Annotated in this window: 14 protein-coding genes and 1 pseudogene; 8 read left to right on the top strand and 7 right to left on the bottom strand. The window is 71.3% G+C overall.

Going from position 1 to position 20,686, the window contains the following annotated elements:
- Positions 1-190 precede the first annotated feature (190 nt).
- Both Q4V64_RS20200 and Q4V64_RS20195 read right to left on the bottom strand, forming a co-directional pair.
- Entirely contained in the window at positions 191-1,480 is a 1,290-nt protein-coding gene (locus tag Q4V64_RS20200; protein ID WP_124441741.1) for an LCP family protein, read from the bottom strand.
- A 246-nt stretch (positions 1,481-1,726) separates the two neighbouring features.
- Positions 1,727-2,482 (bottom strand): TIGR03089 family protein, encoded by a 756-nt coding sequence (locus tag Q4V64_RS20195; RefSeq protein WP_124441742.1) that lies wholly within the window; start codon positions 2,480-2,482, stop codon positions 1,727-1,729.
- Positions 2,483-2,622: 140 nt separating this feature from the next.
- Here Q4V64_RS20195 and Q4V64_RS20190 point away from each other — a divergent pair, with 140 nt between their 5' ends.
- Both Q4V64_RS20190 and Q4V64_RS20185 read left to right on the top strand, forming a co-directional pair.
- Complete coding sequence (locus tag Q4V64_RS20190; protein ID WP_253267118.1) at positions 2,623-4,260, top strand: N-acetylmuramoyl-L-alanine amidase; 1,638 nt, start codon at positions 2,623-2,625, stop codon at positions 4,258-4,260.
- Positions 4,261-4,411: 151 nt separating this feature from the next.
- Positions 4,412-5,494, top strand: a complete 1,083-nt coding sequence (locus tag Q4V64_RS20185) for an NDP-sugar synthase (RefSeq protein ID WP_124441744.1) — start codon at positions 4,412-4,414, stop codon at positions 5,492-5,494.
- Positions 5,495-5,572: 78 nt separating this feature from the next.
- Here Q4V64_RS20185 and Q4V64_RS20180 read toward each other — a convergent pair whose 3' ends face one another.
- The 4 genes from Q4V64_RS20180 to Q4V64_RS20165 all read right to left on the bottom strand — a co-directional run bounded on the left by Q4V64_RS20180 (position 5,573) and on the right by Q4V64_RS20165 (position 9,594).
- Positions 5,573-6,538, bottom strand: coding sequence for a DNA-3-methyladenine glycosylase (locus tag Q4V64_RS20180; RefSeq protein WP_172629327.1), 966 nt, complete (start codon positions 6,536-6,538; stop codon positions 5,573-5,575).
- A gap of 176 nt (positions 6,539-6,714) precedes the next feature.
- The gene (locus tag Q4V64_RS20175; RefSeq protein WP_124441746.1) at positions 6,715-8,058 is read right to left on the bottom strand and encodes a coenzyme F420-0:L-glutamate ligase; all 1,344 of its coding nucleotides are present in this window, start codon (positions 8,056-8,058) and stop codon (positions 6,715-6,717) included.
- A complete protein-coding gene (gene cofD / locus Q4V64_RS20170; protein ID WP_124441747.1) occupies positions 8,055-9,014 on the bottom strand; it encodes a 2-phospho-L-lactate transferase in 960 nt (319 codons plus the stop codon). The genes Q4V64_RS20175 and cofD overlap by 4 nt, the downstream gene beginning before the upstream one ends.
- Before the next feature lie 34 nt (positions 9,015-9,048).
- Complete coding sequence (locus Q4V64_RS20165; RefSeq protein WP_124441748.1) at positions 9,049-9,594, bottom strand: cysteine dioxygenase family protein; 546 nt, start codon at positions 9,592-9,594, stop codon at positions 9,049-9,051.
- A gap of 726 nt (positions 9,595-10,320) precedes the next feature.
- On the opposite strand from Q4V64_RS20165, the gene Q4V64_RS20160 reads away from it, so the two are divergent.
- The 3 genes from Q4V64_RS20160 to Q4V64_RS20150 all read left to right on the top strand — a co-directional run bounded on the left by Q4V64_RS20160 (position 10,321) and on the right by Q4V64_RS20150 (position 16,017).
- A complete protein-coding gene (locus Q4V64_RS20160; protein WP_003975777.1) occupies positions 10,321-10,584 on the top strand; it encodes a WhiB family transcriptional regulator in 264 nt (87 codons plus the stop codon).
- 232 nt (positions 10,585-10,816) lie between these two features.
- On the top strand, positions 10,817-14,524 hold the full coding sequence (locus Q4V64_RS20155; RefSeq protein WP_124441750.1) for a glycosyltransferase: 3,708 nt from the start codon (positions 10,817-10,819) through the stop codon (positions 14,522-14,524).
- A complete protein-coding gene (locus Q4V64_RS20150) occupies positions 14,521-16,017 on the top strand; it encodes a DUF5719 family protein (RefSeq protein WP_124441751.1) in 1,497 nt (498 codons plus the stop codon). Before Q4V64_RS20155 ends, Q4V64_RS20150 begins: the two co-directional genes overlap by 4 nt.
- Positions 16,018-16,075: 58 nt before the next feature.
- Here the strand turns inward: Q4V64_RS20150 and Q4V64_RS20145 are convergent, their stop codons facing one another.
- Positions 16,076-16,525 (bottom strand): metallopeptidase family protein, encoded by a 450-nt coding sequence (locus tag Q4V64_RS20145; RefSeq protein WP_124441768.1) that lies wholly within the window; start codon positions 16,523-16,525, stop codon positions 16,076-16,078.
- 343 nt (positions 16,526-16,868) lie between these two features.
- Between Q4V64_RS20145 and Q4V64_RS20140 the strand changes: the two genes are divergently transcribed.
- From Q4V64_RS20140 to Q4V64_RS20130, 3 genes and pseudogenes are all read left to right on the top strand, one after another.
- A complete protein-coding gene (locus Q4V64_RS20140; RefSeq protein WP_206313068.1) occupies positions 16,869-17,243 on the top strand; it encodes a DUF3499 domain-containing protein in 375 nt (124 codons plus the stop codon).
- Between the two features lie 616 nt (positions 17,244-17,859).
- Positions 17,860-19,050 (top strand): annotated as a pseudogene (locus Q4V64_RS20135) (L-lactate permease); the annotation flags it as partial.
- 101 nt (positions 19,051-19,151) lie between these two features.
- Positions 19,152-20,516, top strand: a complete 1,365-nt coding sequence (locus Q4V64_RS20130; RefSeq protein ID WP_124441752.1) for a phosphomannomutase/phosphoglucomutase — start codon at positions 19,152-19,154, stop codon at positions 20,514-20,516.
- The last annotated feature ends 170 nt before the right edge of the window (positions 20,517-20,686 follow it).

Raw genomic sequence — 20,686 nt, 5'->3', positions numbered from 1 at the left:
CCTACAAGGCGCTCGGGTCTCGGTCACACAGTGCACGACCTCAGGTCAGACCTCGTGGCCGGGTGCACCGGGTCGCTCACACTATCCGCCCTGTTCGGCGTCAAGCGACGCCGGTGACAAATTCCACTTCCCTACAACTGGGCAATCCGCCCATTTGCTCGGACGGTAGCTCTGAGGGTTGGCGAATGCTTTACCCGCAGGTGTCCTCGGCGGCCGTGTTCCCGCGGAACGTGGGTGGGGGTGAAACGGTGGTCGCGGGTGGGCGGTAAGAGCCCTGGTGGGGGTACTCGCTGTAGTCATGCGACTGCTCCTCCGTACCGTTGCCTCCCTCCCCATACGGATTTTCGCCGTCTTCGTCTCGCCTCTCCGGTGAATTGCGGCTTTTCTTCGGAGAATCCCGGGGGGTGTTCTGTGTCACTTCCACCGGTGCATCCGCGCGCAGTTGTTCGAAAAGTCGTTGCGCTTCCGGTTCCACAAGTTGGTCGCGATTGGCGTTGTAGACATACGACTCCCTCGGGACTGTAAGGAATTGCACATGTTCGGTGGGGATGTCGCGCAGCCCGCGCACGAGTTCGTACAAACCGCGCAAACTCGCCAGTTCCGGATCGGTGGTCAGGGAGGACGTGGCCGCGTCCAGCACCGGGTAGAGCTTGACCGGATTCAGTAGTACGTCGTTGCTCCGGACCTTGTTGACGAGCGCCCCGAGGAACCGTTGCTGGCGGTCCATGCGGTCGGTGTCGCTGCCGTTGCCGAGGGACTTGCGGGCGCGGACGTATCCGAGGGCCTGCTCGCCGTCGAGCTTCACCCGACCCGCGGGGAGGTCGAGTTCGGCGGCCTTGTCGCGGATCGGCTCCTTCAGGCACACCTCGACGCCGTCGACCGCGTCGACCATGTCCTTGAAGGCGTGGAAGTCGACGACCACGTGGTGATCCACACGGATGTTGGTGAGGCGTTCCACGGTCCTGATCGCGCAGGCCGAACCGCCCATCTCGAAGGCGTAGTTGAGCATCACGAACCTGGGCTCGGTGCGGGTGCCGTCGGGGCGCGCGCAACTCGGTACGTCCACCATCAGGTCGCGGGGGAGGGACACGGCGGTGGCGCTGCGCCGGCCGGCGGCCAGGTGCAGCAGGATCGTCGTGTCGGAGCGCTCGGTCCCGGGGTTCCGCCCGTAGCGCCCGTTGTCGTCCCCGGAACGCGAGTCCGAACCCATCACCAGGATGTTCCGCGCCCCGCGGACCAGTGCGGTGGGCCGCTCCTTCTCGTACCGGGCGAGTTCGGCGGCGGCCGCCTCGTCGGCCGTGATGTTGCCGTCCAGCTTCGCGTAGACGGCCCAGCCGGCCCCGCCCGCCGCGACCACGACCAGCGCGACGGCCAGACCGCCGCCCCGCATCCACCGCCGCCGACGCCGCCGGATCAGCCCTCCTCCGGTGGCCGAGGCACCCAGGCCCGGCCCGAGACGCCCACCTGCGGTGTCGGTCACGGCTGACTCCACCCCTCACGGCGTACGAGCGTGTCGTGCGTGCTGCTCTTACGACGATGGCGTGGATGGGGGGTGGGGGGTGGGCGGAGTTGGGCTGAATGGGGGAGGGGCGGGCTCCGGCTCAGCTGCGGGCAGTCGTGCCGCTGGGGCGGCTCCCGACCCACAGAGAGCGGCACCCCGTAGCGCCGGGCCGCGCGACCCACCCCCGCCCGGCCCAGGTGCCGGGGCACCGAAAACGCGGAGCGCCTACCTCGCCGTAGCAGTAACCCGCTCACTCTCGATCCGCTTGGCCAATCCCTCTTCGTCCAGGCGCGAGAGATTCCGGCACAACACCACGGACCCCCCGGTCGCCAACGGCCCGTACAGCCCGGCGTTGAGCCCCTCCCACGTGTCGTACGGCAACCCGGACAACAGCCTGGACCCCGGCCCCGTAAGCCCCAGCCCCGTGGCCTCCGCCCGAGCCCGATCGACGACCTCCGCCGCACTGAACTCCCGCCCGGCCACGATCAACGCCGGCTCTTCCGGGTCGACCGGAGCGAACGGCGCGAACCGGTCCCCCTGACTCGGCACTTCGACGGCGTAGTCGACGAAGCCGGCCGGGGTCTGCGGGAAGCGCCCGCCCAGCGGACGCAGGGCCAACGCCACCCGCTCCCCGGAGCACGCACGAGCCGCCTCCAACGTGTCCGGCCCGCTCACCACGACGTCGGCCGCCGCCGGATCGCCGGCGACGTCCGCGATCACCCCCACCGACGAACACGCCAGCAACCACACCGCCGTCTGCCAGTGCGCGGGCAGCAACAGCGCGACCCGGTCACCGGGCCCCGCGGCGAGGTCGCCCTGAAGGAGGTTCGAGGTCTTGGCCACCCAATTGGCGAAGGTGGCCACGGACAATTCGACACGTTCGCCCGTGGCGTCGTCGTAGAAGGTCACCAGCGGGCGTCCGGGATCCGCGGCAAGCGCGGAACGCAGCAGGTCGGCAGGGGTGCGATCGGTGGCGTTCACCCGTAAAAGCGTACGCGGGCCCACGGCCGCGCACCGACTGGTCGGGCCGCCCGATCGCCACCGGTTCGGCGGAACGAAGCCCGACAGCCCGTCAATTCCCCAATGGACAGATATGTATGACTATGTCCAAGATCAGGGGCATGCGCAGATTCCTTGCTTCCTCGATCGGTGTCACTTGCACGGCGGCCCTCGCCCTTCCCCTGCTCTCGCCAACGGCCACGGCGAGCGTCCCGGTCACGACGGCCGCGAGACCGGTGTCGTCCGCGGAACCCCCAGGCAGCACCCAGTCGCTGCCCCTCGCACCCCTGACCCGCGACCGCGTCGCCGGCGCCCCCGCCGAACAGGGCCTGCCCCGCCGGGACGTACGACGCTTCTCCCTCGTCGGTGTCGTCTGGGACAGTCCCGAGACAGAACTCCACGGCCGAGTCCAGGTCCGTACACGTGCGGCCGGCTCGGACACCTGGTCCGGCTGGCAGGACATCGAGCCGCACAACGCCGAGCACGCGGCCGACCCGGACACGCTCGAGCGCACCTCCGGCCGGGTTCGCGGCGCCACCGCCCCGCTCTGGGTGGGCGCCTCGGACGGCGTGGAGGTACGCGTCAAGGCGGACGCCGAACACAGGCTCGAGGAAACCGCCGAAGGCACCCGCACCACCACGGTCGTCTCCCCCCTCCCCTCCGGCCTCCACCTCGAACTGATCGACCCGGGCGATGAACCGCCACCGGCGCAGCAGCCCCCGGCCGCCGCACCCAACGCCGCACCCAACGCCGAACCGGCCGACGACGCCGCCACCGACGATGTCACTACCGACGATGTCATCACTGACGACGTCGCCACCGACGATGTCACCACGGAGGACGTCGCAACGGAGGATGTCGCAACGGAGGATGTCGCCACGGAGGACGTCGCAACGGAAGACGTCACCACCGAGGACGTCACAACGGAGGACGTCACCACCGAGGATGCCGCCACCGAGGATGCCGCCACCGAGGATGTCGCAACGGAGGACGCCTCCACGGAGGACCTCGCCGCCGAGGACGCCTCCGCCGCCAACACCGACCTCGCCCCCCTCGGCGCCACCGAGATCCCTGAGTTGAGCCGGTACGAGACGGAGCAGGAGCTGTTCACCCTGAAGTACGGCGAGCTGACGCAGGAGCAGCTGGCGAAGCCGTACATCGGTCCGCGCCCGCGCATCGTCACCCGGCGCGGCTGGGGCGCGGACGAGAAGCTGCGGGAGAAGCAGTTCATCTACACGAAGAAGGTCAAGGCGGCCTTCGTGCACCACACGGCCTCCGGCAACGCATACACCTGCGCGCAGGCGCCCTCCGTCATTCGCGGTATCTACCGCTACCACGTCAAGAGCATGGGCTGGCGCGACATCGGCTACAACTTCCTCGTCGACAAGTGCGGAAACATCTACGAGGGGCGCGCCGGGGGCGTGGCGAAGCCGGTCATGGGCGCACACACGCTCGGGTTCAACAGCAACAGCATGGGGGTCGCCGTCCTCGGCAGCTACGGCTCCAGCAAGCCGTCCGCCGCCGCGGTCAACGGCATCGCCCGGCTCACCGCGTGGAAGCTCGGCCTGCACGGCGCCAACCCGCGTGGAAAGACATATCTGAAGTCAGCTGGCGGCAATCTCTACCCAAAGGGTAAGAATGTACGACTGAATGTGATCTCCGGTCACCGTGACGGCTTCGCCACGTCCTGCCCCGGCGGGCAGCTCTACCGCAAGCTCGGCACGGCCCGCGCGGACTCGGCCCGCTACCAGGGACGTTAGGACCCGGATCGGGGCACCCGCACATTCACCGCCGACGGGGGGCAGGGGGCGGAATGCCGCACGGTCGTCGAAGGCGTCGCACAAACGGTCTGCATACACTGGCCGGCCGAAAGACAGTTCGGCCGGTCCCGGCAGGAAGCAGAGACGACAGGTGACAGAAGCGATCCTCCTGGTCGGCGGCAAGGGCACGCGGCTGCGGCCGCTCACGGTGCACACACCCAAGCCCATGGTCCGCGCGGCCGGAGTCCCCTTCCTCACGCATCAGCTGGCGAGAGCGAGAGCGGCGGGCGTCGACCACATAGTGCTCGCCACCTCCTATCTGGCCGAGGTCTTCGAACCGTACTTCGGCGACGGCTCCTCGCTGGGCCTGCACATCGAGTACGTGACGGAGGAGGAGCCCCTCGGTACGGGAGGCGCGATCCGCAATGTCGCGTCGCGCCTCCACTCCGCCCCCGACGACCCGGTCCTGATCTTCAACGGCGACATCCTGACGGGCCTGGACATCAAGGCGCTGGTGCACACGCACGAGACGACGGGCGCGGACGTGTCGTTGCACCTCACCAAGGTGACGGACCCGCGCGCCTACGGCCTGGTCCCCACGGACGACACCGGCAAGGTCCTGGCCTTCCTGGAGAAACCGCAGACCCCCGAGGAGATCGTCACCGACCAGATCAACGCGGGGGCGTACGTCTTCCGCCGCTCGGTCATCGACTCGATTCCGCAGGGCCGCCCGGTCTCCGTCGAGCGCGAGACGTTCCCGGACCTCCTCTCCGCCGGAGCCCACCTCCAGGGCATGGTCGATTCCACGTACTGGCTGGACCTCGGCACCCCGGCGGCCTTCGTCCGCGGCTCCGCCGACCTGGTCCTGGGCCGCGCTCCGTCCCCCGCGGTCCCCGGCCGCTGCGGCGACCGACTGGTCCTGCCGACGGCGAGGGTCGCCCCCGACGCCAAGCTGACGGGCGGCACGGTGGTGGGAGAAGGCGCGTTCGTGGCGGAGGGCGCCCGGGTGTTCGGCAGCACGATCCTCCCCGGCGCCGTCATAGAACCCGGCGCGGTCATCACCGACTCCCTGATCGGCACCCGCGCCCGAGTGGGCGAACGCTCGATCCTCACCGGCACGGTCATAGGCGACGGCGCGATCATCGGCCCCGACAACGAACTCCGTGACGGCATGCGGGTGTGGTGCGACGCGCAAATCCCGGCAGGAGCGGTGCGCTTCTCCTCGGACCAGTAGCCACCAAGGACGCCGGCCGGGCAGCTCGGCCCGTCCGGCGTCTGAGGACGAGGCCCGTTCACCACAGCACCGGGCACCTCACAACCGCCCGATGTCCCCCCGAGGCATCCGAGGCGCCCGCCGAGCCGGCCCCCTCCCACTCAACATGATCAACCGAGCCGCCCGATGCCGCTGCCCCGCATACGGCTCCAGCAGCTCCAACATCACCGCGTCATCGGCATACCGATCCCCGGCCAACGCCCACCCCACGATCCCCGGCAGATGCAGATCCCCCACAGTCACCGCATCCGGCGCCCCATGACTACGCTGCACCACCTCCGCCGACGTCCACGGCCCCACCCCCGGCACCACCTCCAACCGAGCCCGCGCCGCCGCCGGAGGCATCCGCACCGCCTCCTCCAACCGCGCCGCGACCCGCACAGCCCGAAGAATCGTCGACGCCCGCTTGTTGTCGACCCCCGCCCGATGCCACTCCCACGACGGAATCAACGCCCACGTCCGAGGCGCGGGCATCACATACATCCGCTCCGGCGCGGGCCCGGGCGCCGGCTCCCCGAACTTCCGTACCAGCAACCGCCACGCCCGATACGCCTCGTCCGTCGTGACCTTCTGCTCCAGAATCGACGGAATCAACGACTCCAGCACCAGCCCGGTCCGCGTCAGCCGCAGCCCCGGCCGCCGATGCCGCGCCATCGCCACCACCCGATGCCGAGGCGCGAAGACGGACGGATCGTCGGCGGCACCCAGCAGATCCGGCAACTGCTCCAACAGCCACTCGGCCCCGGGCCCCCACGCCTGCCCGCGCACCTCACCGCCGTACACAGCGACCCGGAGCGTCCCGGGCCCGGAAGGCGTGAGAGTGGCCCGCCACACAGACCCGTCCGGCATCGCCCGGAACGTCGGATCCCCCGGCCCACGCCTCAGCGGCCCGACCACCAGCCCCAGGTCGAACGGCCCCTCCGGCACCCACGTCCGCACCCGCCCAGGGCCCGGAGCCGCCTTCCGCGCGGCGGGCACGACGACTTCCCCGCCGCGCACGGGCATGGGGGCCCCTCCCACGCCCTCAAGGCTGTGGGGGAGGGTGGGCCGGGGAGCGAAACGTCCTGCCACGAATGAGATCCCGGAGAAGTAGGAGGGGTGTCTTCGGAGGTGTCCGAGGTACCTGGCTGCCCTACGAGACTATGCGTCCGTACGCCGAAACAAGGGCCGCCCGGCCAATCTCACCGCACCTCGATGAACGCCCCCGCATCCCGCTCGCCCCGAGGCCGAGGCTCCTCCGCCGGATGCCCCACCGCCACGGCCCCCATCGGATCCCACTCCTCCGGCAGCCCCAGCACCTCCCGCACGACATCCCGGCAGAACATCGTCGAGGACACCCACGCCGACCCCAGCCGCTCCCCGGCCAGCGCGACCAGGAAGTTCTGCACACCGGCCCCGGCGGCGACCACGAACATCTCCCGCTCGGCCCCGTCCCGCCGCGCGTCGCCGTACGTGTGCGACCCGTCCATGACGAGACACGGCACGACGAGATACGGCGCCTTGCGCAGTACGTCCCCCCGCCGCACCCGCTTGGCTATGGACTCCTCCGACTTCCCGTCCCGCCGCAGATCCGCGACCCACGCGTCGCGCATGGCGTCCAGCAGCCCGGTCCGCGCGGCCTGAGACTCCAGCAGCACGAACCGCCACGGCGTCGTGTGGTGCGGCGCCGGCGCCGTCACGGCCGCGGCCACGGCCCGCCGTACGGCTTGCGGGTCGACGGGCTCGTCGGTGAAGGCCCGTACCGTACGCCGCTGGGTCACCGCCTCCCGGACCGCCTCCGACGTCCCCAGCCGGAACATGTCGTCGCGTGCGCCGCGCACCATGACCCGTGCCCCCTCGCCGTGCTCGTCACGACCCTCGGCCACCACATGCGGCAGCCCGCGCAGGACCGCGACGGGCAGCCCGGCTGCCTTGCCCTTCACCAGGTCGCCGGCCGCGGCCAGTTCGTCCGCCGTCGCCACGACCGTCGCGCTGAGCGGATTGCCGTACGCGTCCGTGCCCCCGCGCAGGTCGTCCAGCACCCGCACGCCGGCGGCGCCGATCGCGACATCCGTGAGCCCCGTGCGCCACGGTCGCCCGAAGGTGTCCGTCACGACGACCCCGACGTTGACGCCGAGGGCGTCGCGCAGCCCGTCCCGGATCACCCGCGCGGACGCGTCCGGGTCCTCGGGCAGCAACAGCACCGTGCCGGAGGGGGTGTTGGAGGCGTCGACGCCGGCGGCGGCCATCACCAGTCCCTGCCGGTTCTCGACGATCCGCAGCGGCCCGCGCCGCGCCACGACCCGTACGGTCTCGGCGTCGATCGCGGCCTCCCGGTCGACCGCCTCCACGACCCGGCCCTCCGCCTTGGACACGATCTTGGAGGTGACGAGCAGCACGTCCCCGTCCACCAGCCCCGGCTCGGCGGCGGCGATCAGCTTGGCGAGGTCGTCACCCTGCCGCACCTCGGGGAGCCCGGGCACGGGCCAGACCCGGTAACCGCCGTAATCCCTGGAGCCGTACTCGTCGACAGACACGCCGCTCAAACCGCCCGCACCTCCTCCGCCAGCGCCAGCGCCTCCCGGGCCATCTGCGCGGTCGCCTCCAGGTCGGTCATCATCAGCGGCACGGCCCGGCACCGGATCCCGGCGCTCTCCACCCGCTCCACCACGCCCGCGTCCACGGTGTCGACGAGCCAGCCGTCCAGCAGCCCCGAGCCGTAGTGCTCGGCGACCGCGGCGGCCGTCGACTCCACGCCGACCGCGGCGAGCACCTTGTCGGCCATCCCGCGCACGGGGGCGTCCCCGACGATGGGGGACAGGCCCACCACCGGCACCCCGGCGTCGGCGATCGCCTCCCGGATGCCGGGCACGGCGAGGATCGTGCCGACGGAGACGACCGGGTTCGACGGCGGGAACAGCACGACGTCCGCCTCCGCGATGGCCTCCAGGACGCCGGGCGCCGGCTTGGCCTGCTCCGCCCCGACCGGCACGACCGCCTCGGCCGGCACCGAGGCCCGCAGCCGCACCCAGTACTCCTGGAAGTGGACCGCCTTGCGCTCGCCGTCGACCTCGACGGCGACATGCGTCTCGACACGGTCGTCGGTCATCGGGATGAGCCGCACGCCGGGCTTCCACCGGTCGCACAGGGCCTGAGTCACCGCGCTCAGCGGATATCCGGCGCTGATCATCTGCGTCCGCACGATGTGCGTGGCGAAGTCCCGGTCACCCAGCCCGAACCACTCGGGCCCGACGCCGTACGCCGCGAGCTCCTCCTTGAGATGGAAGGTCTCGTCGGCCCGTCCCCAGCCCTGCTCCTCGTTGATGCCGCCGCCGAGCGTGTACATCACCGTGTCGAGGTCCGGGCAGACCTTCAGCCCGAAGAGGTGGATGTCGTCCCCGGTGTTGCCGATGACGGTGACGTCCGCGTCCGGCACGGCCCGCTTCAGACCGCGCAGGAACCGGGCACCACCGATGCCGCCTGCCAGAACCACAATGCGCATGGGAGCAAGTCTTGCAGGCGGGTACGACAACGCGTCACGCGGTTACGGCGTCCATCTCGTCGTGGGCCGCGGGGGCGGCGCAAGCCATGGGGGTCCCCCCGGTCGAACGAAGTTGAGACTGGGGGAGCATCGGCATCTCGGTAAGGCCCGGGTAGTAGACGTGCAGGCTCACCGCCGGCTCCAGCGCGTCGTTGACCACCTCGTGCACGTACCCCGGCGCGAACACGTGCTGTGCTCCGGGCCCCAACGCGCGCGTGCCGCGCGCCGTGCGCTCGGTGAGTGCGCCGTCCAGGACGGTCAGCACGCCGGAGGAGCGGCCGTGGTCGTGCGGCCCGCTGCCCTGACCGGGCACCCAGGACAGCAGCCACACCTCGTAGCCGGGGCCGGTGCGCAGCCGGTGGTACCAGCGCGTGGTCGCGTCGTACTGGACGAGGTGCTCCCACTGGGAGCGGTCGGCGGCGATGGAGCGGGCCAGGCCGACGAACTCGGCGACGGTGGCCGGGTGCTCGCGCGGGGCCTGGAGCAGGTGTGGGACTTCGAGGATGTCGCCGGCGATCTGGAGGTCGCTGTCGCTGTTCATGGGTGCGGTGGTTCCTCGGCGGAAGAGTGGGGGCTGGCTGGGTGTCGCTTACCGTCCGCCCGGGTCACGGGGGACAGAGATGCCCTGGTCCGGGCGTGGGGAACAAGCAGCCGAGTCGCGGTGGACTCAGAGGCAGCCGGAGCGCGTTGGGCTCAACAGCTGGAACAGCAACAACAGCTACAGCGAGCGCGGGCAGCACCGGGGGACCCGGCGGGGCGGGTCGAGGTGAGTGCCAAGTTCGCGAGCATGCCCACAAGGACATCGGTTCATACCTGCACTGTCAACTCGACGCCCGGCATGTGGGAGATGTTTCACCTCATTCGGTCCATCTGTGAGCTGAAAGGTTTGTTCAGGTGTCAGTCGGGACACATGGCGCACATCCGAGAGCACAAGCCTCGTTGCGATCCCGTGATCCGAATGTGATCCGGTTCGCTTCGACACGCGCGTCGGAACGAGATCGAACCTCTGGGCGTCCTTCTCCGTACAGGTCCGGAAAGGCATGGCGGGGCGTAGGAGGCCCCCTCGGGCCTCGTCTGCTTGTCAAGGTTTAGGCCGATTTGAACACTTTCTGCTAGGCCTTGGTTCCGCAGAGTGAATAAGGGGCTCAATAGCAGATCTCGGCTTGACTCGCCCGGAGCAGCACACTTGTAATTTCACTCGTGTCGTTCAGCCGGAATCGGTAACGACCGCATCACGGGGACGCGAAAGTACAGACGAGGGGCGCACATGACCGAGCTGGTGCAGCAACTGCTGGTCGACGACGCGGACGAGGAACTCGGCTGGCAGGAGCGCGCGCTGTGCGCCCAGACCGACCCCGAGTCCTTCTTTCCCGAGAAGGGCGGCTCCACCCGCGAGGCCAAGAAGGTCTGCCTCGCCTGTGAGGTCCGCTCCGAGTGCCTCGAATACGCCCTCGCCAACGACGAGCGCTTCGGCATCTGGGGCGGCCTGTCCGAACGCGAGCGCCGCCGGCTGAAGAAGGCCGCCGTCTGATCCGAGGGGCACCCGCCTCACCTACGCACACACATACGTTACGAACGGCCCGTCGCAGGTGGGTTATCCACAGGCGGCGGGCCGCCGTCGCCCGCCCACCGCCCCTCATCGAGGCGCTACGCGCCACCCCTTTTGGTTCTGCCGATAGTGTGGCTGCTCGTCCGAGACGCCCCGCTGCCCCCTCGGGGCACAGGCGTCCACCGCAGTCCACCGAACCGGGGCCCGTACCTCGATGTCCGTGCACAGCCACACGGCAGCCCAGCAAGATCCAGCTGCCACACCTGAGTTTCCGCGTCATGTGGTGACCGCGGTCCTCGTCTCCCACGACGGCGCCCGCTGGCTGCCCGACGCGCTCGCCGGGCTGCTCGGCCAGGAGCGCCCCGTGCAGTACGCCATGGGAGCCGACACCGGCAGCGCGGACGCCTCCGCGCAGCTGGTCACCGACGCCCTCGGCGCCGACCGGGTGCTGCACCTCGCCCGGCGCACCGGCTTCGGCCAGGCCGTCGAGGAGGTGGGCCGCATGGCCCCCGTCCTCACCCCGGACGACCTGCCGTACCTGAAGCGGCCCAGCGGCTGGGACCCCGTCACGCGCACGTGGCGCGACGACGCCTACGACCTGCCCGAGCTCCCGCACGGAGAACCGGTGCAGTGGCTGTGGCTGCTGCACGACGACTGCGCCCCCGAACCCGACGCGCTCGCCCAGCTGCTGCGCGTCGTGGAGAACGAGTACGACCTGGGCCGGAACGACGTGGCCGTGGTGGGCCCCAAGCTCCGCGGCTGGTACGACCGCAGGCAGCTGCTGGAGGTCGGCGTCACCATCGCCAACTCCGGCCGCCGCTGGACCGGCCTGGACCGCCGCGAACAGGACCAGGGCCAGCACGACCACGTCCGGCCCGTCCTGTCCGTGTCCACCGCCGGCATGCTGATCCGACGCGACGTCTTCGAGCAGCTCGGCGGCTTCGACCGGCGCCTGCCCCTGATGCGCGACGACGTCGACCTGTGCTGGCGCGCCAACGCCGCCGGCCACCGCGTCCTGATCGCCCCCGAGGCCGTCGTACGACACGCCGAAGCCGCCTCACGCGAGCGCCGCGCAGTCGACTGCGCGGGCCGCACCACCGCCTCCCCGCACAAGGTCGACAAGGCCGGCGCCGTCTACGCCCTGCTCGTCAACGCGCGCACGGCCGTACTGCCCTGGGTACTGCTGCGCCTCGTCCTCGGCACCCTGCTGCGGACGGTCGCCTACCTCGTCGGCAAGGTCCCCGGACAGGCCCTCGACGAGATCCGCGGCCTGCTGGGCGTCCTGCTGCGGCCCGAGCGGATCCTCGCCGGGAGGCGCAGGCGCGGCCGCCCGGCCGTCGACAAGGACGAGCTGCGGCCGCTGTTCCCGCCGCCCGGCGCGACCGTCCGCGCCACCGTCGAGCAGGCCGCGGGCAACCTCTTCGCCGACTCCGACCCCGAGATCACCTCGGGCGCCGGACGGCACGGCGGCGGGATCGAGTCCGGGCCCGGCGGCGACGACGCCGACTTCCTGGAGATCGAGCAGTTCGCCCGCCTCAAGCGCATCGCCCGCAAGCCGGGCCCGGTGCTCTTCCTGGTGCTGCTGCTCGTCTCCCTGGTTGCCTGCCGCGCCCTCCTCGGCGGCGGGGCGCTCGCGGGCGGCGCCCTGCTGCCCGCCCCGGCCGACTCCTCGGAGCTGTGGTCGCGCTACCTCGACTCCTGGCACGCGGTGGGCGCCGGCGGAACCCCGTCCGCACCGCCGTACCTCGCGATGGTGGCGATGCTCGCCTCCGTGCTGTTCGGCTCGACCGGCCTCGCGGTCACGCTCCTGCTGGTCTTCTCGGTGCCGCTGGCCGGCCTCACCGCGTACTTCGCCTCCCGCCCGCTGGTCGAGTCGCGTCTGCTGCGCGCGTGGGCGGCCGTCGTCTACGCCTTCCTGCCCGCCGCCACCGGCGCCCTCGCCGGCGGCCGGCTCGGCACCGCCGTCCTCGCCGTCCTGCTGCCGCTCATCGCGCGCGCGGGCATCGCCGCCAGCGGCCTGGCAAACGCCTCGGATACGCGCGGCAGCTGGCGCGCCACCTGGGCGTACGCGCTGCTGCTGACGGTCACCACCGCGTTCACGCCGATCGTGTGGCCCATCGCGCTGGTCCTCGGCATCGCCCTGCTGGCCGTGCGCCGCGCCGAGATCACCGCCTACGGCCCCCGCGTCCTGGCCCAGCTCGGCACGCCCCTGCTGATCCTCGCGCCCTGGTCGCTGAGTCTGCTGCCGTTCGGCTTCTTCCAGGAAGCCGGTCTGGAGTACGGCTCCTCGGCGGCCTCCGCCCTCGACCTGCTCGGCGCCAGCCCCGGCGGGCCCGGCACGGTCAGCGGGCTGATGCTCATCGGGATCGTCCTGGCCGCGCTGGCCGCCCTGCTGCGCTCCGAGCGACAGTTCGGAATCTGGACGGCCTGGGCCGCCGCCCTGGTGGGCCTCGTCTTCGCGGTCCTGTCCAACGGCTCCACCTGGGCCGGCCCCGCGACCCTCGTCTACGGCCTCGCTCTCCTGGCCGCCGCCGTCCTCGGCGCCGACGGGGCACGCTCGCGCGTGGCCGAGCAGAGCTTCGGCTGGCGCCAGCCGGTCGCCGTGCTGATCGCCTTCACCTCGGCCGCGGGCCCGCTGCTCGTCGCCGCCGGCTGGATGATCGGCGGCGCGGACGGTCCATTGGAGCGGCGCGACCCCGTGCAGGTGCCCGCGTTCGTCGCCGAGGAGAGCGGCACCCGCGACCAGGCCCGCACCCTCGTCCTCGACAGCGACTCCGCCGCCCACGTCGGCTACATGCTGGTGCGCGGCTCCGGGGCCCGCCTCGGTGACGCCGAAGTCGCCTCGGCCGACGGCGAGAACAGCACCCTGGACAAGGTCGTCGCCAACCTCGTGGCGGGCTCCGGCGCCGACCAGGCCGACCAACTCGGCAAGTTCGCCGTGCGCTACGTCCTCGTCCACCAGGGCGCGCCCCGCGAGGTCACCCGGGTCCTGGACGCCACGCCCGGCCTGAACCGGCTCAGCCAGCAGGACGGCAGCGGGCTGTGGCGGGTCGACCAGGAGGTCGCGCGCGCCACCATCGTCCCCAAGACCGGGAATCCGCAGCCCGTCGCCGCCGGAGCCGTGGACATCCACACCACGATCCCGGCCGGCGGCGACGGCCGGATCCTGCGCCTGGCCGACACCGCCGCCGAGGGCTGGACCGCCACCCTGGACGGCAAGCCGCTCACCCGCACCACGGTCGACGGCTGGGCCCAGGGCTTCCAACTGCCCGCGTCCGGCGGCAGGCTGAACGTCACCTTCGACGACCCGATCACCCACACCGCGTGGCTGTGGGCCCAGGGCGCCCTCGCCGTCGTCCTCGTCGTCCTGGCCCTGCCCGGCCGACGCCGCGACGTCGACGACGACCTGCCCGACGAGCCGGCCGTTCCCGCCCAGGCCGTGGCCGGCGAGGGCCGCCGCGCCCGCCGCCTGCGCGCCCAGGCGGAGGCCGAAGAGGCGGGCCGGGCCGGGGAGTTCCCGCCTCCTCCGCAGGAGGCCCCAGCCGCCGTCCCGCAGCAGCAGTCCTACGGCATGGGGGTGCCCCCGGGCGAGGACGTTCGAGCCTGGGGGAGGGACACGGCGAGCCACGCGGGCGCCCGGTACGGCGACCAGCAGTACCAGGGCACCCAGCAGTACCCGGCGGGCGCGTACGACCAGTCGTACCAGGCGGACCCGTACCAGGGTGGCCAGTACGACCCGTACGCGTACGGCGGGCAGTCCCCGTCGGCGTCGTACGACCCGGCCTACGGCCAGCAGTACCCGCAGCAGGGTTACGACCAGGGATACGACGATCAGGGATACGACCCGACGTACGACCCGGCGCAGCAGCCGCACCCGCAGGGCACCGGCAGTGAGCAGCGCCCCGACGGGAGTCAGCAGTGAAGCGCACCACCCTGTCCCTGATCGCCGGCGCCACCGCGCTCGCCGCCGTCACCGGATTCGCCGCGCTCGACACGCCCGAAGCCGCCGGCCCGGACACCGCCAAGGCGGCCGCCGAACTGCCCGTGGAACGCACGAGCCTGCTGTGCCCGGCCCCCAGCATCTCCGACCTCGCGGAGACGTCGTACACGTCCTTCACGCCCGTCACCAAGGGCACGGGGAGCGACGGCAAGGCCGAACTCCAGCCCGCCACGCAGCAGTCGGCGGACGGCACGGGCGACAAGGGCGGCAAGAAGAAGGCCGCCAAGCCGGTCCTGGAACCGAAGGAGCCCGGCAAGCCGGTCACCGGGGACGCCTCAGGGGCCGACTCGCCCGCGCTCGTCGGCACCGCCGAGGGGAAGTTCGCGCCCGGCTGGACCCTCCAGGAGACCACCGAGGTCGCCGCCGGTACGGGCCGCGGACTCCAGGGCGTCAACTGCACCGAGCCGGACACGGACTTCTGGTTCCCGGGCGCCAGCACCGCCGCCGACCGCACCGACTACGTGCACCTGACCAACCCCGACGACTCCGCCGCCGTCGTGGACATCGAGCTCTACGGCAAGGACGGCGCCCTGCAGTCCACGGTGGGGGAGGGCATCACCGTCCAGCCGCACTCCAGCGAGCCGATATTGCTGTCCACGCTCACGGACGAGAAGCAGGAGAACCTCACCGTGCACGTGAACGTCCGCAGCGGGCGCGTGGGCGCGGCCGTGCAGGCCCTGGACGACCGGCTCGGCGGCGACTGGCTGGCCGCGTCCACGGACCCGGCGGCGAGTCTCGTCCTGCCGGGCATCCCGAAGGACGCGACCGCCGTGCGCCTGGTCGCCTTCACGCCCGGCGACTCCGACGCCGACCTGAAGGTGCGCCTTCTCTCGCCGTCCGGGGCGATCACCCCCGCCGGGAACGAGACGCTGCACGTCAAGGCGGGCATGACCACCGCCGTCGACCTCGGCGACGTCACGCGCGGCGAGGCCGGCTCCCTGATCCTGACGCCGACCGACCAGTCCGTTCCGGTGGTCGCCGCCCTGCGGGTCGTACGCGGCAAGGGCAACGACCAGGAGACGGCGTTCATCCCCGCCACCAGCCCGGTCGGCAAGCGCGCGACGTCCGCCGACAACAGCGCCAAGGGCACCACGCTCTCCCTGACGGCCCCCAGCCGCGCCGCCGAGGTCAAGGTCACCGCTTCGGCGGGCAGCGACGGCGGTACGGCGGCGTCCAAGACGTACACGATCAAGGCGGGCACGACCCAGAACGTGGAGGCACCGGTACCGAGCGGTCTGAAGGGCACGTACGCGCTGACGGTCGAGCCGGTGTCGGGCGGCCCGGTCTACGCGGCCCGCACCCTGACGGCCACGGAGGAAGGAGTCCCGGGCTTCACGATTCAGACCCTCCCGGACGACCGGGGGACGGTGGCGGTACCGGAGGCGGACGAGCAGTTGTCGGTGCTGCAGAAGTAGGGGGCTGCGGGCACCACCCCGCCCGACACCCACGCCGGGCAACCGGACAGCAGGCGGCTCAGTCCTCCCCGTACCGAGGATCCACAGTCTCCGGAGTCAGCCCCAACAACTCGGCAACTTGCTCGACCACAACCTCATGCACAAGCGCCGCCCGCTCATCCCGCCCCTTCGTACGGATCTCCACCGGCCGCCGATAAACGATCACGCGAGCCCGCCGCCCCTCCCGGGACGGCACCGTCCCACCCAGCGGCACGGCCTCGTCGTTCCACACCTGCCCGGGCCCGTCCAACCGCGGCACCTCGAGCACCAGGAAATCGATGTCGGCGAGCTGCGGCCACCGCCGCTCCAGGCGCTCCACGGAGTCCTGCACCAGGTCCGCGAACGCCTCGGCACGGCTCGCGGCAAGCGGCACCTGGGGCGGCGCGATCGGCCCACGCATGCCCCTGCCGTGGCGATCACGACGGCGGGGCCCGGGGCCGGCGGAACGGGGTGGTACGGGGTTGTCCATCACTGGTGAAGCGTAGTCCTCGCTTGAGCCATCCGCCCGGCCCCACACGGCATCCCGGACGACGCCGCTCCACCCCGTACGGCATGTCGGCAGTTGACCATTCCAGCCAAGGTTGGGCTCGATTCCGTATGCCTCCAAGACCGTTGATCTCAAGGCAATTGACGGGGTTTGTGTCGAGTGGTGACCGGTTTCAGGATCGTTCGACCCTTCGGAAGTGGGTGTCCGCGCAGGTCAGCGAGGTGAGTCGGGAGAGGGGTGTGGGGCGTTTCACAACACGACACGGTGGAGTGACCTGAGGGAGAGTCGTCGCAGCCCGCTCAAGAGTGCGGTACCGTCCAACGTCGTGAGCCCTGTACGTCGCTGTTCGCGCACCGCTTGCGGCCGTCCCGCCGTCGCGACGCTGACGTACGTCTATGCCGACTCGACCGCGGTCCTCGGCCCGCTCGCCACCTACGCCGAACCCCACTGTTACGACCTGTGCGCCGAGCACTCCGAGCGCCTCACCGCCCCGCGCGGCTGGGAGGTCGTCCGCCTCCTCGACGGCTCGGCTCCGGCCCGCCCCAGCGGCGACGATCTGGAAGCGCTTGCCAACGCCGTGCGCGAGGCGGCCCGCCCCCAGGAGCGCGCGGCCCAGGCCGGCGGCGCGGGCAGGGCGGCGGACCCGATGGAAGTCGCACGCCGCGGCCACCTGCGGGTTCTGCGCTCGCCGGACAACTGATCCCCTTTCGCGCAACCCACCCCTTTCGAACGCGCCTCTTCTGAACCCGCGTTTCGCCGAGTCGTGCACACCCATTGACGTGTAGTTGGCGCGGACACGACCATTCCGTTTGAGGTAGCGAGAAATCGCTTTCGCATGGCGGAAAGACGGTCGAAAACGCGGCGGAATCCGAGGAGGCGCCCGTGTACGTCCAGGAACTGGAACCCGTCGCCGGCTCGCTCGGCCTGTCCGCGCTCGTGGCGGCCTTACCGTTCCTGAAGACTGAGCAGGAGTGTGCCCGCTCGGCCGCACGCCCCGAACGGTCTTGGGCGCACTGGTCCCCGGCGTACTCAGCCCCGGGGCGGCGACACGCATCCTGTGCGTGGTCCGATCCCGGGAGGCCAGTTCCCTGCGCAACCTGGCCAGGTGGGTACGGCCAGTGGCGACGGGGAGGCCCCGAACCATCCTCTGGTGGAGCGGGGGCCCCGCACGCTGGCGCCGTACCCGGCGTCCCAGATCGCACGATCACGTTAACCCGGTCGGCCCAACATGCCGCAAGCCCGCGAGCTGACCATCACACGATCGAGCTACATCGGCCTCATGCACACTCTCTCGCGAGCAGCTGCCCACCCTCGTGATCGTCCTCGTCCTGCTCGGCGGCGTACGCGTCAAGGCGCACCTGGCGGGGGGTACCGGCCTTCTGGCGGCCGTCGCCTTCGGAGCGATGGGCACGCCGGTCGTGGCCCTCGCCCAGGTCACCGAACTGCCCCTGGACACCGTGGCCTCCGTGGTGGGCCGTCAGACGCCGCTGCTGGCCCTGGTGGTGCCGCTGGTGCTGGTCGGCCTGGTCGACGGCCGCAGGGGCCTGCGCGAGACCTGGGTGCCCGCCCTGGCGTGCGGAGTCGCCTTCGCTGTCGCCCAGTTCGCCGCCTCCAACTACGTCTCCGCCCAACTCGCCGACATCGGCGCCGCCTTGGCAGGCGCGGGCGCCCTGGTCGCCGTACCGCAGGCGCGCAGGCCCGCCGCCGAGCCCGTACGCGCGGCCGTGCTGACCGGCGCCCGCAGCGAAGAGCTGGACGAGGCCGACCCGCGCGGTGAAGTCGTGCGCGCCTACGCCCCGTACGCGCTGATCGTGGCGATCTTCTCCATCGCCCAGATCCCGGCGATCAAGGACTGGCTGGCCGAAGCGACCCAGACCTACGACTGGCCTTTCCTCAATGTCGTCGACACCGACAGGGAGCCGGTCGGCGGGAACATCTTCAGCTGGCCGATCGTGTCCACCGGCGGCACGCTCGTACTGCTGGCGGGGGTGTGCACGGCCGTCGTCCTCGGGGTGCACGCGCGCGTGGCGGTCAGGGAATGGGCCGCCACGGTGTACGAGTTGAGGTTCGCCATCCTGACCGTGACCTCAGTCCTGGCCCTCGCCTATGTCATGAACCTCTCCGGACAGGCCGCCACGATCGGCCACTTCGTAGCGGCGGCGGGCGCTGGGCTCGCCTTCCTGTCACCCGTCCTCGGCTGGTTCGGCGTGGCCGTCTCCGGCTCGGACACCTCGGCCAACGCGCTGTTCGGGGCCTTCCAGGTGACCGCCGCCCGCGAGTCGGGCCTGTCGCCCGAACTGCTCGCCGCCGCCAACAGCTCGGGCGGTGTCCTCGGCAAGATGATCTCGCCGCAGAACCTCACCATCGCCTGCGCGGCGGTGGGACTGGCGGGTCGCGAGGGGGACCTGCTGCGCAAGGTGCTGCCCTGGAGCATCGGGCTGCTGTTGGTGATGTGCCTGATCGTCGTCGGGCAGAGTTCGCCCGTGCTGGACTGGATGCTGCCCTGACCTGAGGTAACGGCTGGGCGTCCACATGGTCCTCGCACAGCACATTGTCAGCGGGTACGGGTAGTTTGGGGTGACCGACAGGACTTTCAGGAGGGTTGGCCGTGGCTGCTGATCTGTCACAGCTCGTAAAGGCTTACGACGTGCGCGGTGTCGTCCCGGACCAGTGGGACGAGTCGCTGGCCGAGCTCTTCGGGGCCGCCTTCGTCCAGGTGACCGGGGCGGAGGCGATCGTGATCGGCCACGACATGCGGCCGTCCTCCCCGGGCCTGTCCCGCGCCTTCGCACGCGGAGCGGCCGCACGCGGCGTGGACGTCACCGAGATCGGCCTGTGCTCGACCGACCAGCTGTACTACGCCTCGGGCGCGCTGAACCTGCCCGGCGCGATGTTCACGGCCTCGCACAACCCGGCCCAGTACAACGGCATCAAGATGTGCCGCGCGGGCGCGTCCCCGGTCGGCCAGGACACGGGCCTGGCACAGATCCGCGAACTGGTCGAGCAGTGGAGCGAGTCGGGCGCCCCGGACCCGGGCGCGTCGACGGGGACGATCACGCAGCGCGACACGCTGGAGGACTACGCGGCCCACCTCCGCTCCCTCGTCGACCTGACCTCCATCCGCCCCTTGAAGGTCGTCGTGGACGCGGGCAACGGCATGGGCGGACACACGGTTCCGACGGTCTTCGACGGCCTGCCGCTGACCCTGGTCCCGATGTACTTCGAACTGGACGGTACGTTCCCCAACCACGAGGCCAACCCCCTCGACCCGGCGAACATCGTCGACCTCCAGAAGCGGGTCCGCGAGGAGGGCGCCGACCTCGGCATCGCCTTCGACGGCGACGCCGACCGCTGCTTCGTCGTCGACGAGCACGGCGACCCGGTCTCCCCGTCCGCCGTCACGGCCCTGGTGGCCTCCCGCGAGCTCGCCAAGCACGGCGGCAAGGGCACGATCATCCACAACCTGATCACGTCCTGGTCGGTGCCGGAGGTCGTCAAGGAGAACGGCGGCACGCCGGTACGCACGCGCGTGGGCCACTCCTTCATCAAGGCCGAGATGGCCCGGACCGGCGCCATCTTCGGCGGCGAGCACTCCGCCCACTACTACTTCCGCGACTTCTGGAACGCCGACACGGGCATGCTGGCCGCTCTGCACGTCCTGGCGGCCCTGGGCGGCCAGGAAGGCACGCTGTCGGCCCTGGTGGCGCAGTACGACCGCTACGCCGCCTCCGGCGAGATCAACTCCACGGTCGACGACCAGACGGCCCGCCTGGCGGCCATCAAGGCCGCGTACGAGGGCCGGGAGGGCGTCGAACTGGACGAGCTGGACGGCCTGACGATCACCTCCGCCGACTGGTGGTTCAACGTCCGCCCCTCCAACACGGAACCGCTCCTGCGCCTGAACGCGGAGGCGAGGGACGAAGCGACGGTGGCGAAGGTACGGGACGAGGTGTTGGGGATCATCAGGGGCTGAGGCAACGCCGGGTTGCCGTTGCAGCAACCCCGCACAGCTGCGGGCAGTCGTGCCGCTGGGGTGGCTCCCGACCCACAGAGGGCGGCACCCCGCAGCGCCGGGCCGCGCGACCCACCCGCGCCCCGCACCCACGCCGGTCCCGCACCGACACCGGCACGTGCCCCCACCCG

Source organism: Streptomyces sp. NL15-2K, from assembly GCF_030551255.1.
Lineage (GTDB): Bacteria > Actinomycetota > Actinomycetes > Streptomycetales > Streptomycetaceae > Streptomyces.
The sequence above is the reverse complement of the archived record's forward strand: the minus strand, read 5'-3'. Positions and strand labels throughout refer to the sequence as shown.

What these genes read in the sequence shown, in the direction of transcription:
- Q4V64_RS20145 (WP_124441768.1), bottom strand. Translation starts at nt 16,525, where the DNA reads ATGGACAACCCCGTACCACCCCGTTCCGCCGGCCCCGGGCCCCGCCGT.
- cofD (WP_124441747.1), bottom strand. Translation starts at nt 9,014, where the DNA reads ATGCGCATTGTGGTTCTGGCAGGCGGCATCGGTGGTGCCCGGTTCCTG.
- Q4V64_RS20190 (WP_253267118.1), top strand. Translation starts at nt 2,623, where the DNA reads ATGCGCAGATTCCTTGCTTCCTCGATCGGTGTCACTTGCACGGCGGCC.
- Q4V64_RS20180 (WP_172629327.1), bottom strand. Translation starts at nt 6,538, where the DNA reads ATGCCCGTGCGCGGCGGGGAAGTCGTCGTGCCCGCCGCGCGGAAGGCG.
- Q4V64_RS20155 (WP_124441750.1), top strand. Translation starts at nt 10,817, where the DNA reads ATGTCCGTGCACAGCCACACGGCAGCCCAGCAAGATCCAGCTGCCACA.
- Q4V64_RS20160 (WP_003975777.1), top strand. Translation starts at nt 10,321, where the DNA reads ATGACCGAGCTGGTGCAGCAACTGCTGGTCGACGACGCGGACGAGGAA.
- Q4V64_RS20165 (WP_124441748.1), bottom strand. Translation starts at nt 9,594, where the DNA reads ATGAACAGCGACAGCGACCTCCAGATCGCCGGCGACATCCTCGAAGTC.